Source organism: uncultured Senegalimassilia sp. (assembly GCF_902464545.1).
Lineage (GTDB): Bacteria > Actinomycetota > Coriobacteriia > Coriobacteriales > Eggerthellaceae > Senegalimassilia.
In genome coordinates, this window is sequence record NZ_CABQJR010000034.1 from 1 (window position 1) to 23927 (window position 23927).

General features: G+C 61.1%; 27 protein-coding genes. 20 read left to right on the forward strand and 7 right to left on the reverse strand.

The genetic code is table 11. From position 1 onward, the window contains the following. Positions 1-334: 334 nt before the first annotated feature. Positions 335-697: a hypothetical protein gene (locus RDW26_RS08525; RefSeq protein ID WP_114620725.1), complete on the reverse strand. Its 363-nt coding sequence runs from the start codon at positions 695-697 to the stop codon at positions 335-337. 253 nt (positions 698-950) lie between these two features. Between RDW26_RS08525 and tig the strand changes: the two genes are divergently transcribed. The 11 genes from tig to RDW26_RS08580 all read left to right on the forward strand — a co-directional run bounded on the left by tig (position 951) and on the right by RDW26_RS08580 (position 14391). Continuing rightward, the gene (tig, locus tag RDW26_RS08530) at positions 951-2333 is read left to right on the forward strand and encodes a trigger factor (protein WP_307983262.1); all 1383 of its coding nucleotides are present in this window, start codon (positions 951-953) and stop codon (positions 2331-2333) included. Positions 2334-2515: 182 nt separating this feature from the next. Beyond that, a complete protein-coding gene (locus RDW26_RS08535; RefSeq protein ID WP_307983263.1) occupies positions 2516-3136 on the forward strand; it encodes an ATP-dependent Clp protease proteolytic subunit in 621 nt (206 codons plus the stop codon). Positions 3137-3150: 14 nt separating this feature from the next. After that, positions 3151-4503: an ATP-dependent Clp protease ATP-binding subunit ClpX gene (gene clpX / locus RDW26_RS08540; RefSeq protein ID WP_307983264.1), complete on the forward strand. Its 1353-nt coding sequence runs from the start codon at positions 3151-3153 to the stop codon at positions 4501-4503. A 1-nt stretch (position 4504) separates the two neighbouring features. Then, positions 4505-7180 (forward strand): valine--tRNA ligase, encoded by a 2676-nt coding sequence (locus RDW26_RS08545; protein ID WP_307983265.1) that lies wholly within the window; start codon positions 4505-4507, stop codon positions 7178-7180. 123 nt (positions 7181-7303) lie between these two features. Continuing rightward, on the forward strand, positions 7304-7651 hold the full coding sequence (gene rplS, locus RDW26_RS08550; RefSeq protein WP_042433961.1) for a 50S ribosomal protein L19: 348 nt from the start codon (positions 7304-7306) through the stop codon (positions 7649-7651). A 395-nt stretch (positions 7652-8046) separates the two neighbouring features. Further along, complete coding sequence (locus RDW26_RS08555; protein ID WP_307983266.1) at positions 8047-8826, forward strand: ribonuclease HII; 780 nt, start codon at positions 8047-8049, stop codon at positions 8824-8826. A gap of 266 nt (positions 8827-9092) precedes the next feature. Next, positions 9093-9551 carry a YraN family protein gene (locus RDW26_RS08560; protein WP_307983267.1) on the forward strand — a complete coding sequence of 153 codons (459 nt, stop codon included), beginning with the start codon at positions 9093-9095 and terminating at the stop codon, positions 9549-9551. Next, positions 9548-11038 (forward strand): YifB family Mg chelatase-like AAA ATPase, encoded by a 1491-nt coding sequence (locus tag RDW26_RS08565; protein ID WP_307983268.1) that lies wholly within the window; start codon positions 9548-9550, stop codon positions 11036-11038. The genes RDW26_RS08560 and RDW26_RS08565 overlap by 4 nt, the downstream gene beginning before the upstream one ends. Continuing rightward, positions 11035-12012 carry a DNA-processing protein DprA gene (gene dprA, locus RDW26_RS08570; protein WP_307983269.1) on the forward strand — a complete coding sequence of 326 codons (978 nt, stop codon included), beginning with the start codon at positions 11035-11037 and terminating at the stop codon, positions 12010-12012. Before RDW26_RS08565 ends, dprA begins: the two co-directional genes overlap by 4 nt. Before the next feature lie 29 nt (positions 12013-12041). Then, entirely contained in the window at positions 12042-13430 is a 1389-nt protein-coding gene (trmFO, locus tag RDW26_RS08575; RefSeq protein ID WP_307983270.1) for a methylenetetrahydrofolate--tRNA-(uracil(54)-C(5))-methyltransferase (FADH(2)-oxidizing) TrmFO, read from the forward strand. Then, entirely contained in the window at positions 13420-14391 is a 972-nt protein-coding gene (locus RDW26_RS08580) for a tyrosine recombinase (RefSeq protein ID WP_307983271.1), read from the forward strand. The genes trmFO and RDW26_RS08580 overlap by 11 nt, the downstream gene beginning before the upstream one ends. A gap of 58 nt (positions 14392-14449) precedes the next feature. Here the strand turns inward: RDW26_RS08580 and RDW26_RS08585 are convergent, their stop codons facing one another. Together RDW26_RS08585 and RDW26_RS08590 are read right to left on the reverse strand one after the other, a co-directional pair. Next, entirely contained in the window at positions 14450-14797 is a 348-nt protein-coding gene (locus tag RDW26_RS08585) for a nitrous oxide-stimulated promoter family protein (RefSeq protein ID WP_307983272.1), read from the reverse strand. A gap of 11 nt (positions 14798-14808) precedes the next feature. After that, positions 14809-15576 carry a hypothetical protein gene (locus RDW26_RS08590; protein WP_307983273.1) on the reverse strand — a complete coding sequence of 256 codons (768 nt, stop codon included), beginning with the start codon at positions 15574-15576 and terminating at the stop codon, positions 14809-14811. Between the two features lie 318 nt (positions 15577-15894). Between RDW26_RS08590 and RDW26_RS08595 the strand changes: the two genes are divergently transcribed. Continuing rightward, positions 15895-16731 (forward strand): TerC family protein, encoded by an 837-nt coding sequence (locus tag RDW26_RS08595; RefSeq protein ID WP_307983274.1) that lies wholly within the window; start codon positions 15895-15897, stop codon positions 16729-16731. Here RDW26_RS08595 and RDW26_RS08600 read toward each other — a convergent pair whose 3' ends face one another. The 3 genes from RDW26_RS08600 to RDW26_RS08610 form a co-directional block, all read right to left on the reverse strand. Beyond that, positions 16732-18252: a recombinase family protein gene (locus RDW26_RS08600; RefSeq protein ID WP_307983275.1), complete on the reverse strand. Its 1521-nt coding sequence runs from the start codon at positions 18250-18252 to the stop codon at positions 16732-16734. Positions 18253-18348: 96 nt separating this feature from the next. Continuing rightward, on the reverse strand, positions 18349-18975 hold the full coding sequence (locus tag RDW26_RS08605) for an Ltp family lipoprotein (RefSeq protein WP_307983276.1): 627 nt from the start codon (positions 18973-18975) through the stop codon (positions 18349-18351). Between the two features lie 159 nt (positions 18976-19134). Continuing rightward, complete coding sequence (locus RDW26_RS08610) at positions 19135-19461, reverse strand: helix-turn-helix transcriptional regulator (RefSeq protein WP_307983277.1); 327 nt, start codon at positions 19459-19461, stop codon at positions 19135-19137. Between the two features lie 145 nt (positions 19462-19606). Between RDW26_RS08610 and RDW26_RS08615 the strand changes: the two genes are divergently transcribed. Beyond that, positions 19607-19837: a helix-turn-helix transcriptional regulator gene (locus tag RDW26_RS08615; RefSeq protein ID WP_307983278.1), complete on the forward strand. Its 231-nt coding sequence runs from the start codon at positions 19607-19609 to the stop codon at positions 19835-19837. A 282-nt stretch (positions 19838-20119) separates the two neighbouring features. On the opposite strand, the gene RDW26_RS08620 is transcribed toward RDW26_RS08615, so the two are convergent. Then, positions 20120-20338, reverse strand: coding sequence for a hypothetical protein (locus RDW26_RS08620; protein ID WP_307980359.1), 219 nt, complete (start codon positions 20336-20338; stop codon positions 20120-20122). 46 nt (positions 20339-20384) lie between these two features. On the opposite strand from RDW26_RS08620, the gene RDW26_RS08625 reads away from it, so the two are divergent. From RDW26_RS08625 to RDW26_RS08655, 7 genes are all read left to right on the forward strand, one after another. Then, positions 20385-20675, forward strand: a complete 291-nt coding sequence (locus RDW26_RS08625; RefSeq protein WP_307983279.1) for a hypothetical protein — start codon at positions 20385-20387, stop codon at positions 20673-20675. Between the two features lie 271 nt (positions 20676-20946). Next, a complete protein-coding gene (locus tag RDW26_RS08630; RefSeq protein WP_307980353.1) occupies positions 20947-21225 on the forward strand; it encodes a hypothetical protein in 279 nt (92 codons plus the stop codon). Beyond that, on the forward strand, positions 21222-21629 hold the full coding sequence (locus tag RDW26_RS08635) for a hypothetical protein (protein WP_288579455.1): 408 nt from the start codon (positions 21222-21224) through the stop codon (positions 21627-21629). The genes RDW26_RS08630 and RDW26_RS08635 overlap by 4 nt, the downstream gene beginning before the upstream one ends. After that, the gene (locus RDW26_RS08640) at positions 21626-22000 is read left to right on the forward strand and encodes a hypothetical protein (protein ID WP_307983280.1); all 375 of its coding nucleotides are present in this window, start codon (positions 21626-21628) and stop codon (positions 21998-22000) included. Before RDW26_RS08635 ends, RDW26_RS08640 begins: the two co-directional genes overlap by 4 nt. After that, positions 21997-22914, forward strand: coding sequence for a DUF1351 domain-containing protein (locus RDW26_RS08645; RefSeq protein ID WP_307983281.1), 918 nt, complete (start codon positions 21997-21999; stop codon positions 22912-22914). The genes RDW26_RS08640 and RDW26_RS08645 overlap by 4 nt, the downstream gene beginning before the upstream one ends. Further along, the gene (locus RDW26_RS08650; RefSeq protein ID WP_307983282.1) at positions 22911-23519 is read left to right on the forward strand and encodes an ERF family protein; all 609 of its coding nucleotides are present in this window, start codon (positions 22911-22913) and stop codon (positions 23517-23519) included. Before RDW26_RS08645 ends, RDW26_RS08650 begins: the two co-directional genes overlap by 4 nt. Further along, positions 23519-23927: Lin1244/Lin1753 domain-containing protein (locus tag RDW26_RS08655; RefSeq protein WP_307983283.1), on the forward strand; the 409-nt coding region annotated here is incomplete at its 3' end. The genes RDW26_RS08650 and RDW26_RS08655, both read left to right, overlap by 1 nt.

The following is a 23927-nucleotide window of genomic DNA, read 5'->3' on the forward strand; positions in this document are numbered from 1 at the left end:
CTTCCATGGGTTATACCCTAAGAGCAAACCACCCGCTATGCGGGTGGTCCTGATTTGATGTCCGGTCCGGCATTTGGGCGCGCCCTGCGTGTGGCGGTTGGCGTTCGGGGTTCGCTTAGGAGGGTTTTGGGTTGGGATGGTCACTGGATGCCGTTGACCGATATCGAAAACCTCCAAGGGCGGAAACGGTTGCGACAAGCATGCACCAACAAGGGGCACGCCTTATGTGGCGCTGTCAATGACGCTCGATTGTGTTATGCGGGGTTTATAGGTGCGGGCAATGAAAAAGGGCGCCTAAGCGCCCTTAATCGTTTACGGAAGAGGGGATTGCGAGTTATCCCACAAACCTGCCCAACAAAAAACCGATGATCACGCATGCAGCAGCGAAGCAAGCCGAAAGACCCACAAGCCGGGTGTCATGATGCTTATCTCGGTTGCGCTCTTCCTGCTCCTTGCGCTTGGCGGGGAAGTAGGAGTAGCCGTCGGTGGTGATGGCTACCACAGTGCCTCGGCGATCGTCCGGACGCTTGGCGAGCGCGCCTCGTTCGATCAGCTCGCGCTGCAGATCATCGTCGGGACGCAACGGGAATGCGCAGCGATACACCAGCTCGCCGTCGACGGTGCAGGTTGCGCGTTCGTAATCAAGCAAGCGGCCAAGTTCCCGCTCTTGCAGGATGTTCAATTCGATGGAAGCCATGATGATTTCCTCTGGTGCGTTGAGTGTGCGTTTTCAGATATAGTTATGATACCCTGAACAGGTTCGTTTTGGTAGGCAAATGTGGCAAGCGGCGCGGTGGTTTTCACGCGTCCCATTGCGCGGCCGATGCTTGCGTTTCCGTGGTTCGTTCGTGAACGCGGGACCTTAGCTTTATCGAGCGGGTGGAATGTGCCATAATAACAGGTCGGTGCGCTATAGCACCTATGAGCAAGTAACGATGGAGGATAGCTACGTGGAAACTAAAGTTGAGGCTCTTGAGGGCAACCGCGCGAAGGTGACCATCACCCTCGATGCCAAGGACGTCGACGCCCGTATCAAGAATACGTATAAGGAATTCGCTAACAAGTACAACTTCCCCGGGTTCCGCAAGGGCAAGGCCCCGCGTCCCATTATCGACAACGCTCTGGGCAAGGATGCCGTCCGCGCTTCCGTCGCCGACGAAGTGGTGAACGGGCTTTCCCCCATCGCCATCGACGAAAAGGGCCTGTTCCCGATCAGCAAGCCTGAGTTCGCTGAGGAGCCCGGCCTGGTCGAGGACGGCAAGGAGTATTCCTACACCTTCACCATCGAGTGCAAGCCCGAGGTCGAGCTGGACAGCTACGAGCCCGTCGAGATCGAGCTTCCCGGCGAAGAGGCCACCGATGAGGAGATCGAAGATCAGATCGAGCACTTCCGCGAGCATTACTTCACGTTCAAGGATGCCCCGGCCAACACCAAGGTCAAGGTCGACTCCGAGCTGACCATCGCCATGAAGTCCACCGACGACAAGGGCGAGGCCATCGAGAGCCTGTCCACCGAGGAGCGCCCCTACACCATGGGCGCCGGCCTTCTGCCCGAGGAGTTCGAGGAGAAGCTGGTGGGCCTGAAGAAGGGCCAGACCGCAGAGTTCGACCTAGACATGCCGGCCAACCCGCCCGTTCTGCTGCGCGCCCTCAAGGACAAGACCGAGAAGATCCACTTCGACGTCGAGGTCAAGGCCGTCCGCAAGAAGATCCTCCCCGAGGTCACCGATGAGTGGGTCAAGGAGACCCTGGGCTTCGAGAGCGTCGAGGACCTGCGCACTCGTCTGGCCGAGAGCCTGACCGCTCAGAAGAAGTCCATGCTGCCGGGCCTGAAGGAGCGCGCTTGCCTGAACAAGCTCATCGAGCGCATGGATGTCGAGGTTCCCGCTGCCATGGCCGAGGCTGCCGAGGCTAACCTGCTGCAGGAGCTGTTCCAGCAGCTGCAGGCTTCCGGCATGTCCTTCGACGCCTATCTGCAGCAGATGGGCCTGAAGGCCGAGAACTTCAAGGACGACATCAAGCTGCAGGCCGCTGACAACGTCAAGCAGGACCTGGCTCTGGATGCCTGGGCACGTCATTTCGACATGCAGGTCTCCGACGCCGATGTCACCATGGAGTTCGTGAAGTCCGGCGTCGAGGATCCGGCTGCCCTGGAAGAGGATTGGCGCAAGAACGGCCAGCTTCACATGGTGCGCGAGGGCGTGCTGCGCACGAAGGCCGTCATGGACCTGATGGACAAGGCGGTTGTTACCGAGGTTCAGCCGAAGGCCGCCGACGAGAAGCCGGCCAAGAAGACCGCTAAGAAGGCTGCCAAGGCCGACGACGCCGAATAGCACAAGCTGTCAGCCATTTTCAGCCCGCCCAGGAGGTGCGCGCGTGATCGTGCGCACGCCTGGGCGGGCTGTGGTTACTCCATGAATGCGTCATAGCGCTTGCGCGCGCGGCCATGTTGCCGCACTATAGCTATCAAACCTTTTGGCCGCTGCGGCGGCTTTTCAAGAGAAGCGAGGCTTACATGAGTTTCAACCCACATTCTGCTCTGATCCCCTACGTTGTGGAGCAGTCGCCGCGTGGCGAGCGCAGCTACGATATCTATTCCCGCCTGCTCAACGAGCGCATCATCTTCTTGGGCGAGCAGATCGACGACCAGGTGGCCAACTCCGTTGTCGCGCAGCTGCTTCATCTGGAGTCGGCTGATCCTGAAAAGGACATCAGCCTCTACATCAACTCCCCGGGCGGCAGCGTGACCGCTGGTCTGGGCATCCTTGATACCATGAACTTCATCAAGTGCGACGTTTCCACCATCTGCTTGGGCGAATGCGCTTCCATGGCGGCCGTGTTGCTGTCCAACGGCGCGAAGGGCAAGCGTCTGTGCCTGCCCAATTCCATGGTGCTCATCCATCAGCCTTCTGGTGGGGCTCAGGGTCAGCAGACCGAGATCGCCATCGTGGCAGACTTCATGCTGAAAACTCGCCAGCGCCTGAACAAGATCCTGGCCGATAACACCGGTCAGTCTCTGGAAACCATCCAGCGCGACACCGAACGCGACAATTACATGACCGCCGAGCAGGCTCTCGAGTACGGCCTTGTCGACCGTATCGTCACGTCCCGTGCGGCAATGGCCAAATCTGAATAGGAACGATAATCTCGATGAACGATAGACACGACGATCAATACGCGGGCAAGGACCCAAAGGACATCGTGTGCGCATTCTGCGGTAAGCATCCGCATCAGGTTGCGGCCATGATCTCGGGCCCGAACGGCATCTATATCTGCGATGAGTGCATCTCCGTATGCGCTGACGCCATGATGCGCGACCTGGGTTTGCAGGTGCCCGCCATGGGCGAAGCCGGTAACGACAGGGTTGTAGAGGCTCATATGGAGCAAGCCGCGGCGCCTAGCCCCGAGCTCGTGCTCTCGCAGCTCCCTACGCCTCATGAGCTGTATGCCGAATTGTCCGAGCATGTAGTGGGGCAGGAGGCTGCGAAACGGGCTTTGTCCGTTGCGGTGTATAACCATTACAAGCGCATCAGCCTTGGCGAGCAGGCCAAGGAAGGCGATGTCGAGCTCGCGAAATCGAACATCATGTTGTTGGGGCCTACGGGCTCCGGCAAAACGCTGCTTGCCCAAACGCTCGCCCGTACGCTGCAGGTTCCGTTCGCCATCGCGGATGCGACCACGCTCACCGAGGCCGGTTATGTCGGCGAGGACGTCGAGAACATCCTGCTCAAGCTCATCACGGCTGCTGATTTCAATATCGAGCGAGCCGAGATCGGCATCATCTACATCGACGAGATCGACAAGGTGGCCCGTAAGGCTGAGAACCTTTCCATCACGCGCGATGTGTCCGGCGAAGGCGTTCAGCAGGCGCTGCTCAAGATCGTGGAGGGCACCGAGGCGTCCGTGCCGCCGCAGGGCGGCCGTAAGCATCCTCAGCAGGAGCTTATCCATATCGACACCACCAACATCCTGTTCATCCTGGGCGGTGCGTTCGTGGGCTTGGCGGACATCATCGCCGAGCGCGTCGGCAAGTCGGGCTTGGGCTTCAATGCCGATATGCCCGAGTCGAAAAAACACGCGGATGCCGCGCTGCTTGCGCAGGTTCTGCCTGAGGATCTTAACAAGTTCGGCATGATCCCCGAATTCGTCGGCCGCATCCCGGTCGTCACCAGCTTGTCCGAGCTTTCCGAGGATGATCTGGTGCGCATCCTGACCGAGCCGAAGAACGCGTTGGTCAAGCAGTACAAGCGCATGTTCGAATTCGAGGAATCCGAGCTGACGTTTACCGACGAGTCCCTTCGCGCCATCGCGCGCGAGGCTTTGGAGCACGGCACGGGCGCGCGCGGTCTGCGCAGCATCTGCGAGCGCGTGCTGCAAAACGTTATGTATGACCTGCCGGAGCACGAAGGTGCTTCGACGGTGGTGGTTCGCGCCACCGATATCACGGGGGAGACCCCCCCGGTGATCGCCTCTATTCCCGAGCAACCGGAGATGAGCGTCTAACATGGAAGAAATGCCGAAAACCTACGATACCGCCGCCGTTGAGCAGCGCATGCTGGACAAGTGGCTTGAGGGCGACTATTACCGTCGCAGTGCCGGCGTCGGTGATTGCACGGTGACCATCCCGCCGCCGAACGTCACGGGCAAGCTGCATATGGGCCATGCCATGGATGACACCATCCAGGATACCTTTGTGCGCTTCAACCGCATGCGCGGGCGTTCCACGCGCTGGATCCTGGGAACGGACCACGCTGGCATCGCCACGCAGACCAAGGTGGACAAGAAGCTTGCCGCCGAGGGCATCTCGCGTCGCGAGATCGGCCGCGAGAAGTTTATCGATGCGTGCTGGGACTGGACCAACGAGTACGGCGGGTTCATCGTCGAGCAGGTCAAGCGCATGGGCTGCTCCGTTGATTTCTCCGATCCGCACTTCACCATGGATGACGATTACGCCAAGGGCGTGCGCAAGGTGTTCTGCGATTGGTATCACGACGACCTGATCTATCGCGGCAAGCGCATCGTGAACTGGTGCCCGCATTGCACCACGGCCATCGCCGATGACGAGGCCGAGTACAAAGAGGAAGACGGCCATCTGTGGCATCTGCGCTACCCGTTGGTCGAGCCTATCGACGGCCAGGATTACATCGTGGTCGCAACCACCCGTCCCGAAACCATGCTGGGCGACACGGGCGTTGCGGTGTCTCCGAAAGACCATGATAAGGATAAGTTCGTGGGCGCGAAGGTCATGCTGCCCATCATGGATCGCGAAATCCCGATCTTCTCCGATTTCTATGTCGACGCGGGTTTCGGCTCTGGTTTCGTGAAGGTCACTCCTGCCCATGACCCCAACGACTTCGCCATGGGCGAGCGCCACGGGTTGGAGAAGATCAACATCTTCGACGAGACGGCGCATGTCGTTGAGGGCTACGGCGAGTTCACCGGCATGAGCCGTGAGGAGTGCCGCGAGGCCGTGGTGGCGTGGTTCGAGGAGCACGGCCTGCTCGATCACGTTGAGGACCATCATCACTCGGTCATGCATTGCTACCGTTGCGACTCTGCATTGGAGCCGTGGCTGTCCGAGCAGTGGTTCGTTGCCGTCGACAAGCTGAAGGGGCCGGCCACCGAAGCCGTCACCTCCGGCAACATCAAGTTCCATCCTGAGCGCTGGACGCAATCCTACCTTACCTGGATGGAGAACCTTAAGGACTGGTGCATCTCCCGCCAGCTGTGGTGGGGTCATCGCATCCCCGTGTTCTACTGCGAGGATTGCGGTTGGGAAGATGCGCTCATGGAGGACACCGATGTGTGCCCGAAGTGCGGCGGCCATCACGTGCGCCAGGACGAGGATGTTCTGGACACCTGGTTCTCCAGCCAGCTGTGGACCTTCGCCACGCAGGGTTGGCCCGACAACATGGAGCTTCTAAAGGGGCATCATCCCACGGCCGCGTTGTTCACCGCGCGCGATATCATCGCGCTGTGGGTTGCTCGCATGATTATGGCCTCCACGTACTTCCTGGACGAGATTCCGTTCCATGACGTGGTCATTTACGCCACCATCCTGGCCAAGGACGGCACCCGCATGTCCAAGTCCAAGGGCAACGGCGTCAACCCCATGGACCTTATCGAGAAGTACGGCGCCGATGCCATGCGCTTCAACCTGCTCACGCTGGTCACCAACAACCAGGACGTCCGCTTCGATGCCAACATCGACAAGAAGACCCGCGAGCTTATCGACAGCCCGCGTACCGAGCAGGCGCGTTCGTTCGTTACGAAGATTTGGAATGCTAGCCGCTTCGTGCTCGGTAACCTGGAGGGCTTCACTCCTGGCGAGCCCGTGGCGCGCACTCAGGCGGATGCGTGGATCTTCAGCCGCCTTGCCCGCCTTTCCCAGGTGGTCACCGACGGTCTGTCCGCATACCAGTTCGGCGAGGTTGCGCGCGAGCTGCACAACTTCTTCTGGAACGAGTTCTGCGACTGGTATATCGAGTTCTCGAAGGCCAGCTTGCGCGCCGAAGGCGAGGAGCGCCTGCAGACACAGCGCAACCTGGTGTTCGTGCTGGACAACGCGCTTCGTCTGCTGCATCCGGCCATGCCGTTCGTGACCGAGGCCATCTGGGAGCATCTGCCCAAGGCCGAAGGCGAGAAGCCCGCGCTCATGGTTGCGGCTTGGCCCGAGCCTGAGACGCTTGCGTCCTGGATCGACCCCGACGCTGAGCGCGCGGTCAGCATGCTGTGCGGCGTCGTGGGCGCCGTGCGCTCCACGCGTGCCCGCTACGGCATCAGCCCGAAGCAGGAGCTTGCGGTTGTGGTGAATGCTCAGCCCGAGAACGTATCCGTGCTCGAGGAGCTTTCCTCGCAAATCTCCGTCATGGCCCGCGTGTCCGAGTTCACGGTTGCCGCTGGCGCGCCTAAGCCCGCCGAAAGCGCGGCTGTGGTGGTCGAGGGTGCCGAGGTGTACAGCGTGCTCACCGGCATGGTCGATTTCGATGCCGAGCGCACCCGTCTTGCCAAGGAGCAGAAGAAGCTGGCCGGCGATGCCGCCAAGTTCTCCAAGAAGCTGTCCAATCCGGGCTTCTTGGCAAAGGCTGCCCCTGAGATCGTGGAGAAGGACCGCGCCAAGCTTGCCGAGATCGAGGATCAGCTGGCCCGCGTAGAGGCTCAGCTGGTCGAACTCGGGTAGTTGTGAAGGAATTCGCAGCTAGCGGACCAAAAAACTTGCACGATAAGGGCAATGGCGGTATACTGTCCAACCGTGTCTTGTGACAAGTAAAGGTTTTACTGAACATATAAGAAGGAACAGGCAATGGATATCATTCGCGCAATCGAGCAGCAGCAGATCAAGTCCGATCTCCCCGAATTCCACGTTGGCGACAACGTCAAGGTTCACTACCGCATCACCGAGGGTAACCGTGAGCGTATCCAGGTGTTCCAGGGCGACGTGATCCGTCGTCACGGCCATGGCGTTCGCGAGACGTTCACCGTCCGCAAGATCAGCTTCTCCATCGGCGTTGAGCGTACCTTCCCGGTGCACTCCCCGAAGATCGACAAGATCGAGGTCACCCGTAAGGGCGATGTCCGTCGTGCCAAGCTGTACTACCTCCGCGACAAGGTGGGCAAGGCCGCCAAGATCAAGGAGAAGTCCTTCCGCTAAGCCGACATTCGGCATTTGCGACTTCAAGAACCCCTCATCCGAATGGAGGAGGGGTTCTTTTTGATTCGCAACACGTCTAAATTTACTTGCGCTTGGATTTGGCTCTATCGGCTGGGACGAAAAAGGTCCGAGAGAGTATCGTTCATTTTTGTGTGGCGGCTGTGCTGGTTCGAGCGAAGTCAGATAGCTTCGAGAGGCTATCGTCCACGGAGCCGTTCTTGAGCTGAATGCAAATCGCGCAAATCCTAACGCCGAGTGCGGCAGGGCCGGCCTTTTCGCGTGGCTTGCGCTGAATGCGAATCGTGCGATTCCGGACGTGATTTCGAGATAGGCTGCTTCCAGACCAGGGGTACTGGCGGCCATACGTTACTGCACGCCATACAGGAGAGGAAACCATGGGTCCAACGGTTGCCGAAATTAAATCAAAGCTGCAAGCTGCCGATGCGACCGAGTTCGCCGTTCTTGAGCGCTCGTTGGTTGCGGATACGCGCAAGGGGGTTCGTGCGGCGGTCGAATCGGCTCGAAGGCGACTTGCCCTCGAGGCTCAGGAAGCTGCGCGCCTGGAGGGCATGTATGCCTTCCAAACCGATATTGCTCATGGGGGCTTGGTGGTCGGCCTTGATGAGGTTGGACGAGGTCCGTTGGCGGGTCCGTTGGCGGTTGGCGCAGTGGTGCTGCCGGATAAGCCGCATATCCCAGGGCTTAATGATTCCAAGCAGGTGAAACCGGAATCGCGCGAGGTCATTGCTCTTCGCATCAAGGAGATTGCACTTGCCTGGACCGTCCAATACGTTTCATCCGGGGATATCGATGCCAATGGGATGACGGCTTCCTTGTTGCATGCGTTTCGGGCTGCCCTTGCGGAAGTGGAGGCAGCTGGCGTGAAGCCCGACACGGTGCTGCTCGATGGCAACCCATTGCACATGGACCCGAGAGAGGTGAACGTGGTGAAAGGCGACGGGAAATGCGCTTCCATCGCAGCGGCTTCCATTGTGGCGAAGGTTGAGCGCGATGCGCTTATGTGCGAGTATGCCCGGCAGTATCCCGAGTATGATTTCTCGTCTAACAAAGGATATGCCAGCGCCGCGCATATCCAGGCTATCAAGGACCATGGGCTTTGCCCGATTCATCGGGCTTCCTTTTGCCATGCATTCACACAGGAAAGCTTGTTCTGATTGGTGTCTGCGCAGTGCCTAGGAATTGCGTGCGTGGCTGGGCGACGGTGAGCGTTATTCTGAAAGATTGGCATGCTTTGCTTTATCTGCAAGCCTGAAAGGGGCCTTTACATGCATGCCACCTGATTTGGTGTGAATTGATGCAGCTTGCGATGGCTTATCGTTCCTGGCTTCGTTAGATTACGTGGCGTTATCTGCAAGGTTCGCACAAGGGTTGCGCAAGATGGCGTCGTTAAGGTGGGTCATAGCGAGGAAAGGAGCACGCTATGGCCGAATCACGCCATGACGATCAACAAGACGAACAAAGCGCAAACCAGGCTTCCAAAGATGCCGAGGGAGCTGCCAACCAACCCAATTTACATAACAAGCGCCTGGGCCGTTTAGGGGAGGATGTCGCGGCGCGTTACCTGGTGTCGCGCGGTTATGAGATTATCGCGCGTAACTGGACGTGCCAGGCTGGCGGGGCGGATATCATCGCACGTGATGATGATATCTTGGTGTTTGCCGAGGTGAAGACGCGATCGAGTACTGAGAAGGGCTTTCCGAGCGAAGCCGTCGACAGCAAAAAACGCGGCAAGTATCTCAAGATCGCCGAGCTTTTCGCAAGCAGATACGATGTGCAAGATCTGCAGGTGCGCTTCGATGTCATGTCGCTGGTCGTCACGGACAACGCGCATGCCACCATCCGTCATTACATCAACGCCTTCGGGGCCGAGGTGCTATGAGCGCGTCGTGCGTGGTGCACGCCGCAACGTTGCGCGGCGTGCAGGCGGTTCCCGTTGAGGTCGAAGTGTGCGTGAGCAATGGCATGCCGGGCTTTTCGGTCGTGGGAATGGCCGATGCTTCGGTGCAGGAATCGAGGGAGCGCGTGCGAGCTGCGTTGCGCGCCTGCGGTTTCAGCATGCCGAGCAGCAAAGTGGTGGTGAATCTTGCGCCGAGTGCGCTGCGTAAAACCGGTTCCGGATTCGACCTTCCCATAGCCGTCGGCTTGCTGTGCGCAACGGGCCAAGTGAACCCTGCTGTGCTCGATGGCGTGCTGTTTGCTGGGGAGCTCTCGTTGGAAGGGACGGTGCGGCCGATTGCCGGCTTGCTTGCTTATGCCTTGTGCGCCCAGCGGCAGGATCTTGCGCTTGTCAGCGCGGCTGAGGACGGCGCGGGGCGCATAGAGGGCATAAGGCGGCGCGTTATTGAGTCGCTTGGGCAGCTGCGCCGTGGGGAGTTCGCCGAACTTGGGGGCGCGTTGGCGCCCGAAAAGCCCCAAGAACTTGATTTTCGCGACATCGCGGGTCATGACATGGCCAAGCGCGCATTTCAGATAGCGGCGGCCGGCGGCCATGGTCTGCTGATGATGGGTCCTCCGGGCTCCGGCAAGACCATGCTGGCGTCGCGCCTGCCTTCGATCTTGGCTCCTTTATCGCGCTCGGAAACGCTTGAGGCGGCGATCATCCATTCCGTTTCCGGTCGGGATGCCGCGCCGCTGCTGGCGGGGATCAGGCCGTTTCATGCGCCTCATCATTGTGCGTCTCTGGCGGGTTTGGTGGGCGGGGGCTCGCCTCCGCGACCAGGCGCCATCTCGCTGGCGCATAACGGGGTGCTGTTTTTGGACGAGCTGCCCGAGTTTGCGCCTTCGGTGCTGCAGGGCATTCGGCAGCCCATGGAGGCCGGCGAAGTGGTGGTCACGCGAGCCGATGGAAGCGTCCGCTTTCCTGCGCGCTTCATGTTGGTGGCGGCTGCCAACCCGTGCCCCTGCGGCTTTTTCGGCGATTCAGAGCGCACGTGCACCTGCTCCCAGCGCCAGGTGCATCAGTACCAGGGACGTGTGGGCGGACCGCTCATGGACCGTATCGACGTGCATATCGATGTTGCCCGCATCCCGCCGGGTCAGGTGCTCTCGACGGGTCACGGGACCTCGTCGGCGAAGCTTCGCGAAGGCGTGCTTGCGGCTCGGGAATACGCATCGTGGCGCCGCAGCACCACAGGTTTGGATGAGCGCGCTCGTCAGGCCGAGGTGCTGGTCGAGTCGTGCGCGATGAGCGAAGCTGATCGTGACTTTTTGGAGAAGCTGGCCGCATCGGGGTCGATGAGCGGACGCGCCATCATGCGCACGTTGGCGCTGGCTCGAACCATCGCCGATATGGAGCAGGTGTCTAAGGTGGGCCGAGACCACTTATGCGAAGCGGTGGGATTCCGGTTGCGCGAAGGGGGCGCATGATGACGGTTGGGAGATCTGATGGGCAGGGTGTGCGGTTGGCGGGGATGAGGACAGTGCTGTTGCCCGACGATCCACGGTTCCCCGATGCTTTGCGCGTCATCCCGCGACCGCCGAAGCGGCTGTACGTGCTGGGCTACCCCGAGGCGCTTACGGAAGGTCTTGCCGTGGTCGGTGCGCGCAAGGCCACGCCTTACGGCATCGGAGCGGCGAAGCGCTTCGCGCGGTTTGCGGCGCAGCGGGGTATCACGGTGATATCCGGCGGCGCACGGGGCTGCGACGCCGCCGCGCACGAGGCTGCGCTTTCCGAAGGCGCGCCCACGGTGGCTTTTTTGGGCGGCGGCTGCGACGTTCCGTACCCCCGAGAGCATGCGGGCCTGTTCGAACGAATAGCGCTTTCCGGCGGGGCGGTGGTATCCGAACACGCTTGGGACGCGCCGGCCTTGCCCCAGCAGTTCCGCACGCGAAACCGGCTTATCGCGGGTTTGGCGCGGGCGACGCTAATCGTGGAGGCCGGTTTGCCTTCAGGGACCTTCTCCACCGCTGACGAAGCGCTTGCGGCAGGTCGTGACGTGCTAGTGGTGCCCGGCGCCATCAACTCGGCTTCCTCGAAGGGGGCGAATCGTTTGCTCGTGCAGGGGGCGTTTCCCGTAGTCGACGATGAATCGTTTTCCGATGTGCTGTTCAGCGTGTTCGGCTGCCTGAAGATGCAAGATGCTGATGAGCTGAGCGGGAAAGGGAGTCAAGCAGGGTCGGTCGGCTCGAGGGGCGCCCGCAGCGCAAGCCGCGTGGCTGCGGACCCGATTACGGCTGCGCTGCAGGCGGAGCCGTTAGGTATGGAGCAGCTCTTCGAACTGGCCAGCGAGCACTGTGGCAAGCGGGATGCGCGCGCCTGGCTGATGGGGCGGTTGGCGGTAGGCGAGCAAGCAGGTTCGTTCGCGCGTTATCCTGATGGGCGTTGGGGGCCACGGGCCTAGCGTCTGGTATGCTATGGCCTATGGAAACTATGAAACGAATCTCAATCATCGGGGCCGGTCTTGCAGGAAGCGAGGCGGCCTTGCAGCTAGCGGACCGAGGGTTCTCGGTCCGCCTTGTGGAAATGCGCCCTGAAAAGGGCACGCCCGTGCATAAAACCGGCCTGTGCGCCGAGCTGGTCTGCTCGAACAGCTTGAAGAGCACGAAGCCGGAAAGCGCGGCGGGCATGCTGAAAGCCGAGCTTGCCGCGCTCGGCTCGCAGGTGCACGCCGCCGCCCTTGATAATGCCGTGGCGGCCGGCGGTGCGCTTGCGGTCGATCGCGAGGCGTTCGCTCGCCAGATCACGCAGCGCATCCAGGAGCACCCGCGCATTTCCCTGGAGCATGCGGAGGTGCGCTCGGTGCAGCAGGCCTGCGAGGGCGCCGATGCCGTCATCCTAGCGTCCGGTCCGCTGACTTCCGATGCTTTGGCTGAATCGCTGTCCCGGATCACCGGGTCGGACCATATGGCGTTCTACGATGCGGCGGCTCCCATCGTCATGGCCGATTCGCTGGACATGGACAAGCTGTTCCGTCAAAGCCGCTACGAGGATGCGGGCGGCCAGGTGGGTGATTACCTGAACGCGCCGTTTTCACGCGAGGAATACGAGGCGTTCATCGAACAGCTGGTCGGCGCCGATCGCGTGATCCGCCGCGAATTCGAGACACGCGACCTGTTCCAGGCTTGCCAGCCTATCGAGGAGATCGCTCGCAAGGGCGTCGATGCGCCCCGCTTCGGCACGCTCAAGCCCGTCGGCCTGACCGATCCCGCCACGGGCAGGCGCCCGTGGGCGGCCTTGCAGCTGCGCGCCGAGGATGCGCATGGGGAAAGCTATAACCTGGTGGGCTTCCAAACCAATTTGACGTTCCCCGAGCAAAAGCGCGTGTTCCGTATGATCCCGGGTTTGGAACACGCTGAGTTCGCGCGTTATGGCGTCATGCATCGCAACACGTTCATCAACGCCCCGAAGCTGTTGACGCCCGAGCTTAGGCTTCGCAGCACCGGTGGCATCGATGTGCCGGTGTTCGTGGCGGGTCAGCTGGCGGGCACCGAGGGCTATTGCGAGGCGATCCGCTCCGGGCTTCATGCGGCGCTGCATGTTGCCGCGCTGCTCGGCGGCGTAAAGGCTCCGCAGCTGCCGGCGGAAACGGCGTTCGGCGCATTGCTGGCATACGCTACCGGTCCCGACACCGTCGATTATCAGCCCATGCATGTGAACTTCGGCATCATGGAGCCGCTTGAGCAGCGAATCCGCAACAAGGGGCAGCGCTATGCGGCCTACGCCGAGCGCGGGACGCAGGCTCTTGAACGTTATTGCGAAGAGTTGCGCGCATGCGGGCTTTTGAGCTGCGCGGGGGAAGCTGCCGGGCATGGCGCCTAAGGCTGAATCCGCTTGCGACGATAAGGCGCCCAAGGATGTGGATGCGCATCTGTTCTCGGCTATCGAGCGCTTCATCGGCTCGTGGCGTACCGAGCGCAACCCCTCTGCGAACACGTTGCGCGCGTATCGCATCGACTTACTCGATTATGCTCGATGGGCCAAGCGCACCCGCGTCGATGGGCTGCATCCTACCCACCGGCAGCTTCGCCGTTATTTAAGCCAGCTTGAACAGGCGCAGTACTCGCGTGCCACGGTGAATCGCAGGCTGTCCGCCGTGCGAACCTTCTTTCAGTGGCTCAACGTCAACGGGATCGTGTGCGAGGATCCCGCCAGCGCGCTTTCGGGCCCCAAGCAGCCGCAGCGCCTGCCGCATCATCTTCGCCCGCAAGACGTTGTCGCGCTGCTAGGCGTATACGGCAAACGGCTTGATTCCCAAGGATGCGATGAGCGCACGCCTTCCGAGATGCGCAATCAGGCGCTGCTCGAGTTTCTGTATGCATGCGGCGCGCGCGTATCGGAGGCTTCGGGGCTATTGCTTTCCGCGGTTGATTTCGATCAGGGCCAATGCCGTGTGCTCGGCAAGGGGTCTAAGGAGCGCATCGTGCCCTTGCACGACCTTGCCCTTTCGAGCATGCGCACGTACCTGCTGTTTGCGCGGCCCGTGCTTGTCAAGGATAAGGAATGCCCGTACTTCTTCGTTTCGACGCGCGGCAACCAAATGGGCACCGATGCGATGCGCAAGATGTTCAAGCAGGCGCTTGCCGCTGCGGGGCTTACGTCCACCATCACGCCGCACGACCTGCGCCACACCTTCGCTACCGATGTGCTCGGCGGTGGCGCCGATCTGCGTAGCGTTCAGGAGATGCTCGGGCATGCCAGCCTGTCTACCACGCAGATTTACACGCATACCACTCCCGAGCGATTGGGCGCTGAGCACCATCGGGCGCATCCCAGGGGGTAGGTGCTACGGTTTGTGGGCATAAGGGAAACGGCCATGCGATCGCATGGCCGTTTCGGTTTCATTTTCCTAGCAAATGCCTGATGGCGGCAATGGGGTGCTTCGTCATCATGCGGGGGCCGCTGTAGCGCATCACTTGGCGAATACGTTCGCGCATTTCCGGCTTGTAGCAGTGGTTCTCGCAGGCGTCGCAGCTGGTTTTCACGTGCATCTTGCGGCATCGGCGCGTGCGCAACGCCGCGTATTCGTCAAGTTGGGCGCATTCCGGGCACACGGCTTCGCCGCATACCGCGGTTTCGGTCCTGCTGGCAGGCTCATGGTTGCCGGCGCAGTACAGCGCCACCATCTGCGAGATGGTCTTCTCCTCGCGATCACGGCGCTTCGCGATTTTCGGGGCTTCTTGCTGCATGCAGAGCCGCCTTACATGGCCGTCAGGCGGATGCCCACGTATGCCGCGGTGCTCGGCAGGCCCTTGATGTCGTATTTGTCCGACAGCGGCGCCGCGGACACGCGCCAGGTGTAGGTGACGTCGTCCACATCGATGGTGCCGGTTTGGAAGGTGTTGCCCACCTCGTCGGTGTCCGTGGACGTGCTTGCGGCCTGGAATCCCTCGGCGGCGACGGCTGCCTGGATGGCGGCCTCGAGCGTGCTCGAGGAGAAATCGGCGTACTTGACCGCCATGGTCAAGGTATCGGAGCGGTCGACGGTAAGCGTCCAGCTGCCGTTGAGCAGCAGTGCCGCTTGGGATGCCGAAAGGCCGCCCACGCCCTTCGCGTACATGGCGGCTGCATCGGCAACGGTGACGTCTTCGGGAAGCTTGACCAGGTCAAGGCCGGCGGTGTCTTCTGCGGTTCGGTTGTACACGGTGTAGCCCGCTGCCGAGAGCGAATCCAGAATCGCCTGATCGTCCATATCCGCCATCTGCGTGAGAACGGGTAAGTTGTAGCTGACCGTGCGCGAGAGGTTCTCCTCGACGCTTGCTTGGCTTTGGGCGTTTGAATCGTTCACCGCGGTGATGGCCCCGGCCGCTAGGCGAACGCCGATGATCACGGCGATGACGACGAAAACCGCCATGACGATCTGCTGGCTGCGCGGCATGTCCATAGGGCGCAGCAGGCTTGAGCCGTCCATGTAGCGGATATTGCCCTGTTCGATGGAATAATCGGTATGACGATGGAATAACGACATGGGTACCTGCCTGTCGGTGTTTTTAGTCGGTTTGTGTGCGTGGGTAAGTATAGCATTGCCCCGAGGGGGCGCTCATGGTAGCCTACGGAATGCCCATGGGGGAGTAGCTGGCAGGACATACCTGCGGTGCGTTCAACATCGTGGCCGGCAACGGTCTGGCGTACCTGAAATTGCAAGACTCATGGCGCAACGTTTTCAAAGCGTTGCGCCATGAGTCTTTTTTTGTTGCGCTGCTCATCCGAGGAGATGGGGTAAACCGCGCGCCGTGCGCAATGGCGTGCTTTGGATCGGACGAAACGACGTAAAGGAGCAATGTTTATGGACTTTTCCATCTTCGCCACACCCGAAGCTTGGATCAGCTTGCTGACGCTGATGTTTTTGGAGGTGGTGCTGGGCGTGGACAACATCGTGTTCATCTCCATCACCACCAACCGCTTGGCGCCCGAACACCAGCACATCGGTCGCAAGCTCGGTTTGCTCGGCGCTATGATATCGCGCTGCATCTTCCTGTGCTTCGCAAGCTATCTGGTGCATATGGCCAAACCGCTGTTCACTTTGGACCTGGGCTTTTTCCAGCATGCGTTCAACGTACGCGACCTGGTGCTGTTGGCGGGCGGCACATATTTGATTTACAAGGGCATTGACGAGCTTCGCGACGTGCTGGCATTGACTGAGGAGAAGGCCGCGCATTCCGAGGAGCACAAGCAGCTGCACCGCATCGGCCTGGGCCAGGCTATCGTCACCATCATGGTCATGGACCTGGTGTTCTCCATCGACTCGGTCATCACCGCGGTGGGCTTGGCGGAGCATCTGATCATCATGATCATGGCGGTCATCTTCGCCATCGTCATCATGATGGTGTTCATCGACGCCATCGCCGATTTCATCAACAGGCACACGGAGATGAAGATCTTGGCCCTGGTGTTCATCACCGTCATCGGCTTGCTGCTGTTCTTCGATTCGCTGGGCATCAACTCCGGCATCGAGGTGCTCGACATGCACATGGAAAAGCTCATGGTGTACTGCGCCATGGTGTTCGCGGTGGTGCTGGAGCTCATTCAAATGAGGTATCAATCATCACTAACGAAATGGAAGCGCGAGCGCCGGGAGGGCATGACCGACGACGAGCTGCGGCGCGACGTCATGGGCGAGTAGCTACCTGCGCATGTGTATGGTTATGGCCACCTGCGGCTTTCCGCGCCCGTCCGCGTCGTTGGCGTAGTCGATGCGCTCGACCATCGCCCTGAGCAGAGCGTTCTTGTCGCTCGGCGGCACGTCGTCATCGCGCAGCGCCCGCATGATGTCCTTGAGGCGCATGGCCACGGCCTCGGGCGGCTCCGGCCGCTCCTGGGCCAGCTCGTCGAGCCTGGCGCGCATCTCCGCGATTCGCGCGTCCATGTCGCGGCGCCGCTCAACGTACTCGGGCGCGTCCATGCCGCCCGACACGTAAAGCTCAACAAGGCGCTCGACCTTCGCCGAAGCCTTGGCGATGGCCGATTCCACGCCCTCGCGCTCGGCTTCCAGCGCCTTGGCCGGGTCCTCGCCCGACTCTGCAGCGACCTCGCATTCGAGCGCGGCGCTCTCCAGTGACTCCGACACAAGCCCGACCAGGAGCGAAAGCGGGGCGGGAGGGCACGTGCACGCGCGGTTCAGCGGGTGCCGAACATATTCGTAGCAGCGGCCCGTCCGGCGCGGGTCGCTCTTCGCGTACACCATGGCGCGGCCGCATTTCGCGCACCGCAGGACTCCCGCGAGCGGGTTCCTGAGCGGGGCCGACCGCTTTACGTGCGACTCGCCGGCCTTCAGGCGCCTGTTCGCCGCGTCCCACAGCTCATCGTCAACGATGGGCGGGTGCAGCCCGTCGGCGAGTATCGGCTCGTCCCCCTTGGCATGGCACTTCTCGATGGTCATGCCGTCGCGCCCCTTGATCTTGGTCACCCTCACGTTCCACGACACCATGCCCTTGTACGCGGGGTTGCGTATGAGCACCTTCACCCTCGCCGGGTCCCACTGCCCGGGCACTCCCGCCGCCTTCAACCTGCGGGATATCTCGCTCATGGAGATTGCCGGGTCGGCCGTCCACTCGAAGGCCCGGCGCGCCCACGCGGCCCATTCGTTGGGCGCGAGCGTCTTCATTCCGCGCGCGTCGCGCACCTTGTCGTATCCCAGCGGAGCGTGCGCGGCTATGAACTGGCCGTCCCTCACGGCCTGGTCCTTGCCCTCCCTCATGCGGCGCTTGATGCCGGTCATCTCGGTGTTGGCGAAGAACATCTGAAGCTGAAGCTGCTGCAGGTCGATGGGGTCGGCCGGGTCGTACACCTTGCCGGGCGTGACTATGAGCGTGCGCGTGAACTGGAACGCGGAGAGGATGTAGCCGTACTCCATCATGTCACCGCGCCCGAGCCTGTCCACGGCGTGCACCACGACGCCCGCAAGCTCGCGCGCCTGCACCATCTCCATAAGCTCCTGGAATCGCGGCCTGGCCGCTATGCTCTCTCCGCTCACCAGCTCGCGCAGTGGCGGCATCTCGACCGGCACCGCCATGCGGCGGCACATCGCGGACAACTCGCGCTCATGCTTGCCCAGCGTCTCGAACTCGCCGTTTCTCTCGCGCTCCTCGTCGGCGCGCGATTTCCTGAGGTACATGACGTACCTGCCCACAGGCAATTCGAGCATGGTATGATTCACCTTGCCTTCCGTGTATTCGGTTGGTGTTCTCAAGAGCCCTGCGCTAGGGTGGCAGCCCTATGATGCGCGGGGCTTTCTTGTTGCCTAAAGGCCCTGGCTCGTTGCGCCGTGCTCAGCTTGCTCAGGCGTGAAGCCTTCGAACTCAAGCTGCTCGACCAGGCCGGAGTGAGAGAACGAGGTGTAATCGAGGTACTTCTTTGCCTTCTTCTCAGCCTGGACCATCCAGTCAGCGCCGCAGTTGTCTGCGCCGTAGGTAGCATCCTCGGTTGAGAATCCCTCAAACTCAAGCTGCTCGATAAGGCCGGAGTAGGAGAACGCGGAATAGTTGAGGTAAGACTTCGCCTTCTTCAGCGCGTTCTTCTGCGAGGTTGTGGCCTGCGACTCAGCGGGCTTGGTCTCAGCCTTCGGTGCTGCGGTTTCCGCTTTGGTCTCGGCGGCAGGTTCCTGCGCCTTTTCCTCCGTAGCTGCCTGCTGCTCAGCTGGGGCTTGTTCGGTAGCGGCTGGCTTGTCGTTCGTCGTTGCGGTTGTCGTGGTCTGTCCGTTGCCGCCGATGCTGCCGATTGCGCCAAACACGAACAGCACGCCGATGACGATTGCCGCGATCTTACCCTTGCTCATCTTTTTCTTGGCAGGAGCGGCGGGCTGAGCCGGGGCAACCGGCTGGTTCTGCTGCTGCGCAGGTTCCTGCGCTCCGTTGTTCTGCTCGTCCATCTCTGTCCCTTCCTTCCTTTTGGGGTTACTTAATGCGCTCCCATCGGCGCATGTTTCAAAGCTACGTCAGGGCGGGGTCATTGCGCGCGGGCATTGGATGACTGTTGCCGTTCGGTCGGCCAATGCCGCCGTTTGCCACCGTCAAGATTAGCTTACCCGCTACTCCTTCCCGCTCATTATCCTGGCCGTCTCGGTTATGGCGGCCTTGCTCTCGTCGTCCATGGATTCGTAGTAGTCGTTCAGGTTCGCTTGGCGCTCATCCTCAAATTCGTCCTGTTTATCGGATTCGGGAGTTGCGCGGCCGGCTATTTCGTCGAGTGAACAATGAAGCGCATCGGCGAACTCCCATGCTCTTTCAAGCGACATTTCGCTTAATCCCTGCTCGTATTTTGTGTATGTGCTGACATTAACCCCCATGTACTCGGCAAATGCCTTCGCGCTCTTAAACCCAGCGCGTTTTCTCATGGCTTGAAGGTTTGTTCTCATTTGCCCCTCCTTGTCGATGGCGAAAAGTTTACCGCCTGCTGGTAAAAATTTCAATCACATTGCAAATTATTTGTTGACATTGCCCCGCACATGGATAACACTAAAGCCCGAATTAGCCAGCAAATGGTAAAGAACGGAGGTAGCAATGACTACGTACAGCGATGAGTCTGTGGCGAACAACCTGCGCGCTAATCGCGCAAAGCGTCGTATGACGCAACAGGAAGTTGCCGAGGCAATCGGAGTGAACGTCTCGACCGTTGCCAATTGGGAACAGGGCAAAGGCGGCATGGGCTTCGAGAACGCATGGAAGCTCGCAGATTTGTTCGAATGCGGCATCGATGAATTGTTCGGTCATCACGTCATCCCTGCGGCATAAGGGGCACCACATGGAGCTGATCGCATCTCTGATTCTCCCGGTCGCGTTCTTCGTGGGCTTGGGAGTCGGATGGCTGGTCAACAGGTAAGGAGATGAACCCCATGAGCGAAGAAGAGAAGGCTGGCGAAGAGAACCAGCAGGAGCAGGAGATGAGTCCCAGCACGCGGATGCTCGTGGCCATGTGTGGGTACGCGACGAGGATTTTCGAAAGCGACGCCCCGACCAGAACCGATGTTGATCTTGCGTTGCGGGTCGCGAGCGTCGCATGCGGGCAGATGCGTACTAGAACTCTCCCTTGGGAACTATCATCTGCGCGTCGTCAAGGGAAGCAAGCCTAACGGCAAGCTCCGTGACGAAGTCCGCCACCAAGCCAGGCTCTCGCAGAATCGCCCCCGCGTCCGTTGCCCCGGACAGCGCGGATTCTGCAAGGCGCATCGCCCGCTCGATTGCGGCATTCCTGGAGTCGTCTTCCAGGTGCTTATCAAAGTCCTTCTCGTCCATATTTCTCACCTCCCTTCGCGGGAGATTCTACCGAAAGGAACACGCCATGAGCGGAGCAAAGCCGGCGTTCGCGCCGACCTACGAGGAAGCAGTGAAGCTGGCCGCGCCGTACTACCGGGCGATGACCGAAGAAGATCGCGAGTTCGTGCGGGAGCAGATGGCGGAAAGCAGGCACGGGCCGCTAATCAATCGCCCCATCGACTGGATTATCGGCAAGACGTTCTTCATGAACGATTTTCTGGCCGGAATCCTCTGCGGGCTTTTCGCCTTCTGCTTGGCTATCCCCGCCGTAGCGATGGTGGTATGCGCGGCTTATCTGTTCTGCGTATTCGTCTAGCGACCCGTTCTATCTGATTCGAAACGCACCTTGAGAACCGAATAGCCGATGAAAGGCCGCCAAGGGCGCGAGCGGGGAGCTGACCCGCCATGACCTCCCTCGGCCTGATTCGGCATGAGAGAAGCAGAGGAAAGGACATATGCCATGGAAGACAAGCCGATGGCGTTTGCCCCCGGCACGTACGAGGTCGGAAACGCGACCGTGAGCGTGCCGGAGCCGATTTATGCGGCGGACATACAGCCCGCCGCATCGATTTTCGTTAGGAGGATACATGCGAACAGGCAACCAGGCGGCTCATTGCCGCCACGAAGAAAAAAAGAATGCGCGCCGACCCTGGAAAAGTGACGCGCAAACGGCAGAGAAGCCGGGGAAAGTATATCACCTGCTCGGCTCCGATTTCACCGGGGACGAGATTTGGACCGGGTTCATGGGCGTCATGCTGCTCCTGCTGGCCCTCGCGGTCGTGTTCTGCTCGGTGACCGCGTACAACCGAGGATACGAGCGCGGCTTGCACTACGCGCAATCCCAGATTTGCGAGGTCGGAAGGTGAGCGCGCAGGCTCCGCTGGACAAGGTGGACCGCGCATGCCTTTGGATTCGCGACAATCCCGCGCTGTTCCGCAAGATCATGCATCTGGCCCACATCGAGGCCGAGCGGGGAAACGGCAGCTTCCAGCGGGACAACATCTACGATGCCGCCCGGCGGCGCGGAATCCCCATCACCGACGCGCGCGAGCTAAGGCGCGACCACAACCTGTACAGCGTGCTCTCGCGCTACATGGTGATGCTTCGTCCGAAGCTGGCGCGATGCATCAACTTCAGGAAATCGGACGTCGACGAGATAGACCTCGTAGAGCGGTGGCACGAAATCGTAAACCCCTCGACGTTCTTTCTGGCCGACACATGGAAGGACGCGAAATCGGCGGTAGAGGCCGAGGATGTGAGCGCGTCATGATTCAACGCTTCGAGGTCCCGGGCAAGCTGCCCAGCCTCAACGAGTACACGCGCAGCTGCCGGACCAACCCCTATGCCGGGGCAAAGGCCAAGCGCGAGACCCAGGAGCGCGTCTTGTGGGCCATCAAGGCCGCGAAGCTGGTCCCCATGAAGCCGCCCGTGCTGGTGTCCTTCGAGTGGGTGGAGCCGGACATGCGGCGAGACAAGGACAACATCAGCAGCGCCAAGAAGTACATCCTGGATGCGCTCGTGGTGAGCGGAGTCATCAAAAACGACAACTGGAGATGGATAGCGGGGAACCTTCCCGACCTGTACCGGGTCAACAAGGCGGACCCCCGCGTGATCGTGACATTGGAAGGAGAGCCAAGGTGAACGCTGAGCAAGTGCATGCCGAGGTGGTGGAGCCGGCGAACCTGGCCAAGGTGCCGGAACCGGCCATCGCCTACACGCTGCCGACGGCCAAAATCGGCAACCTCGACGCCATCGAGCAGTTCGTGGCGAACGTGGAACGGTTTTTCGGGGGCGTGGAAATCAACCCGGCCGACAAGGAGCAGGTCAAGCAGCTTCGCGGGCTTCGCGCCGACATCAACAAGGCGGCGAACGCCATCAACGACAAGCGCAAGGCCATGGACAAGGACGTGAAAGCCGCCTTGTCGGAAGCGGACGGGGCTTTGAACGACCTGCGCGACCGGTTGAAATCGGTGTACGACAAGACCGGCGAGCAGATCGCCGAAGCCGACAGGCTCTGGGCCGAAGCCCGGCGCTCGCTTTTGCAGGGGGAGTACGAATCCGTTGCCCCCTCGCTCGTCGAGCTGATAACGCTGGACGCGTTTATCGGGGCAGAGCCCAAGCTGATGCAAAAGCAATGGGGAGGGAACAAGGCGTGCAACACGCTCGATGACATGGTGGTGCAGGCCGTGCGCGACCGCGATGAAATCGCGGGGGCAGGGCTTGCGCACCCCGTGGAAGCCGATGTGGCTTATTGCCGCACCCTTGACGTGCGGGCGGCGCTCGCCGAGGACAAGCGGCTGCGCGATGCCGAGGCCGCCGCCGCTGCGCACGCAGAGACGGCGCGTGCGCTCCGCGAGAAGGTTTCGGCACCGGATGCCGCCCCGCAGCCCAACCCGGCCCCGCAGCCGCGCGAGAGCGCCCCGCAGGCGCAAGCCGAGCCGCTTTGCAGGTACTCGTTCTCGTTCGTGGGCACGGAGTCCCAGGCGGAGCAGGTCAAGCGCCTGATGGTCTCCCTCGGCGTTTCCGAGCGCAAGATGGCGAGGCTTGCGGTATGAGCGAGAATCCCAGCTTGCAGGAACGCTACGCGGCGGCGTGGTGCGACGTGAAGCAGCCCGAGCTGGACGGCGCAAACCCGCACTATAAAAGCCGCTATGCGACCTTGGCGGCGGTGCAGGGGTGCATCCGCAAGGCGTGCGCCAAGCACGGCATTGCCTACGCCCAGCGCGTGAAGCTCGAGAACGGCGAGGCCGTTCTGGTCAGCGAGGTCGTGGGCGCCGGCGATGCGCTGCACCTGTCCGATTACCCGGTGCAGTTCGTGCCGAACCCCCAGAGCAACGGCAGCATGCTCACGTACGCCAAGCGCCAGCTTGCGAGCATCGACTGGGGCATATGCGGCGATGAGGACGATGACGGCCAGAACGCCGCGCTGCCGCCTCGGCAGGTGCAGCGACAGCCGCCGCAAAACCAGATGGACAAGTATCGTGCGGCGCTAGTCCGCGCTAAGTCGCGAGGCGTGTCGGTGCGAGATGCCATGGAGCACGTGGGCGCGGCGATCGGAAAGCCGCCCGAATCGTTCAGCCTGGGCGATATCGAGGAAGCCGTGCTGCTGGTCGATTCGATGCAGCCGCACGCGCCAGAGGGCGAGGTGGAGACGTTTTGATGTACTTCGACCATTCGACCACCGCCGCGACAGACCCCAAAGTGATGCAGCTGCGGCTCGAGATGGGCGGCGCTGCGGTCGATGCGTACTGGTATCTGCTCGAGCAGATGCACCGCGACGAGCGCGGCATATGCGTTTGCGATGCGGGCGCATTGCGGGTGCATTGCCACACGTTATGCACCGGCGAAGACGAGCTGAAAACGTGGGTTTCGGCCATGGTTTCGATAGGGCTTTTCGAGCAGGACCCCGACAGCGGCGAAATCATATCGCCGCGAGCAGCCCAAAACATCGAAACGTACAAGGCCAAAAGCGAAAAGGCCAGGTCATCCGCTAAAGCGCGATGGGAGAATGCGGACGCAAAGCGACCGCATAAGCGAGCGCAAAGCGGCGGCAAGCAAAACGCAATGC

Excerpts from the sequence above, each read along its gene's own strand:
- RDW26_RS08525 (WP_114620725.1), bottom strand. The coding sequence starts at position 697 with ATGGCTTCCATCGAATTGAACATCCTGCAAGAGCGGGAACTTGGCCGC.
- RDW26_RS08535 (WP_307983263.1), top strand. The coding sequence starts at position 2,516 with ATGAGTTTCAACCCACATTCTGCTCTGATCCCCTACGTTGTGGAGCAG.
- clpX (WP_307983264.1), top strand. The coding sequence starts at position 3,151 with ATGAACGATAGACACGACGATCAATACGCGGGCAAGGACCCAAAGGAC.
- RDW26_RS08545 (WP_307983265.1), top strand. The coding sequence starts at position 4,505 with ATGGAAGAAATGCCGAAAACCTACGATACCGCCGCCGTTGAGCAGCGC.
- rplS (WP_042433961.1), top strand. The coding sequence starts at position 7,304 with ATGGATATCATTCGCGCAATCGAGCAGCAGCAGATCAAGTCCGATCTC.
- RDW26_RS08555 (WP_307983266.1), top strand. The coding sequence starts at position 8,047 with ATGGGTCCAACGGTTGCCGAAATTAAATCAAAGCTGCAAGCTGCCGAT.
- RDW26_RS08560 (WP_307983267.1), top strand. The coding sequence starts at position 9,093 with ATGGCCGAATCACGCCATGACGATCAACAAGACGAACAAAGCGCAAAC.
- RDW26_RS08565 (WP_307983268.1), top strand. The coding sequence starts at position 9,548 with ATGAGCGCGTCGTGCGTGGTGCACGCCGCAACGTTGCGCGGCGTGCAG.
- dprA (WP_307983269.1), top strand. The coding sequence starts at position 11,035 with ATGATGACGGTTGGGAGATCTGATGGGCAGGGTGTGCGGTTGGCGGGG.
- trmFO (WP_307983270.1), top strand. The coding sequence starts at position 12,042 with ATGAAACGAATCTCAATCATCGGGGCCGGTCTTGCAGGAAGCGAGGCG.
- RDW26_RS08580 (WP_307983271.1), top strand. The coding sequence starts at position 13,420 with ATGGCGCCTAAGGCTGAATCCGCTTGCGACGATAAGGCGCCCAAGGAT.
- RDW26_RS08585 (WP_307983272.1), bottom strand. The coding sequence starts at position 14,797 with ATGCAGCAAGAAGCCCCGAAAATCGCGAAGCGCCGTGATCGCGAGGAG.
- RDW26_RS08590 (WP_307983273.1), bottom strand. The coding sequence starts at position 15,576 with ATGTCGTTATTCCATCGTCATACCGATTATTCCATCGAACAGGGCAAT.
- RDW26_RS08595 (WP_307983274.1), top strand. The coding sequence starts at position 15,895 with ATGGACTTTTCCATCTTCGCCACACCCGAAGCTTGGATCAGCTTGCTG.
- RDW26_RS08600 (WP_307983275.1), bottom strand. The coding sequence starts at position 18,252 with ATGCTCGAATTGCCTGTGGGCAGGTACGTCATGTACCTCAGGAAATCG.
- RDW26_RS08605 (WP_307983276.1), bottom strand. The coding sequence starts at position 18,975 with ATGGACGAGCAGAACAACGGAGCGCAGGAACCTGCGCAGCAGCAGAAC.
- RDW26_RS08610 (WP_307983277.1), bottom strand. The coding sequence starts at position 19,461 with ATGAGAACAAACCTTCAAGCCATGAGAAAACGCGCTGGGTTTAAGAGC.
- RDW26_RS08615 (WP_307983278.1), top strand. The coding sequence starts at position 19,607 with ATGACTACGTACAGCGATGAGTCTGTGGCGAACAACCTGCGCGCTAAT.
- RDW26_RS08620 (WP_307980359.1), bottom strand. The coding sequence starts at position 20,338 with ATGGACGAGAAGGACTTTGATAAGCACCTGGAAGACGACTCCAGGAAT.
- RDW26_RS08625 (WP_307983279.1), top strand. The coding sequence starts at position 20,385 with ATGAGCGGAGCAAAGCCGGCGTTCGCGCCGACCTACGAGGAAGCAGTG.
- RDW26_RS08630 (WP_307980353.1), top strand. The coding sequence starts at position 20,947 with ATGCGAACAGGCAACCAGGCGGCTCATTGCCGCCACGAAGAAAAAAAG.
- RDW26_RS08640 (WP_307983280.1), top strand. The coding sequence starts at position 21,626 with ATGATTCAACGCTTCGAGGTCCCGGGCAAGCTGCCCAGCCTCAACGAG.
- RDW26_RS08650 (WP_307983282.1), top strand. The coding sequence starts at position 22,911 with ATGAGCGAGAATCCCAGCTTGCAGGAACGCTACGCGGCGGCGTGGTGC.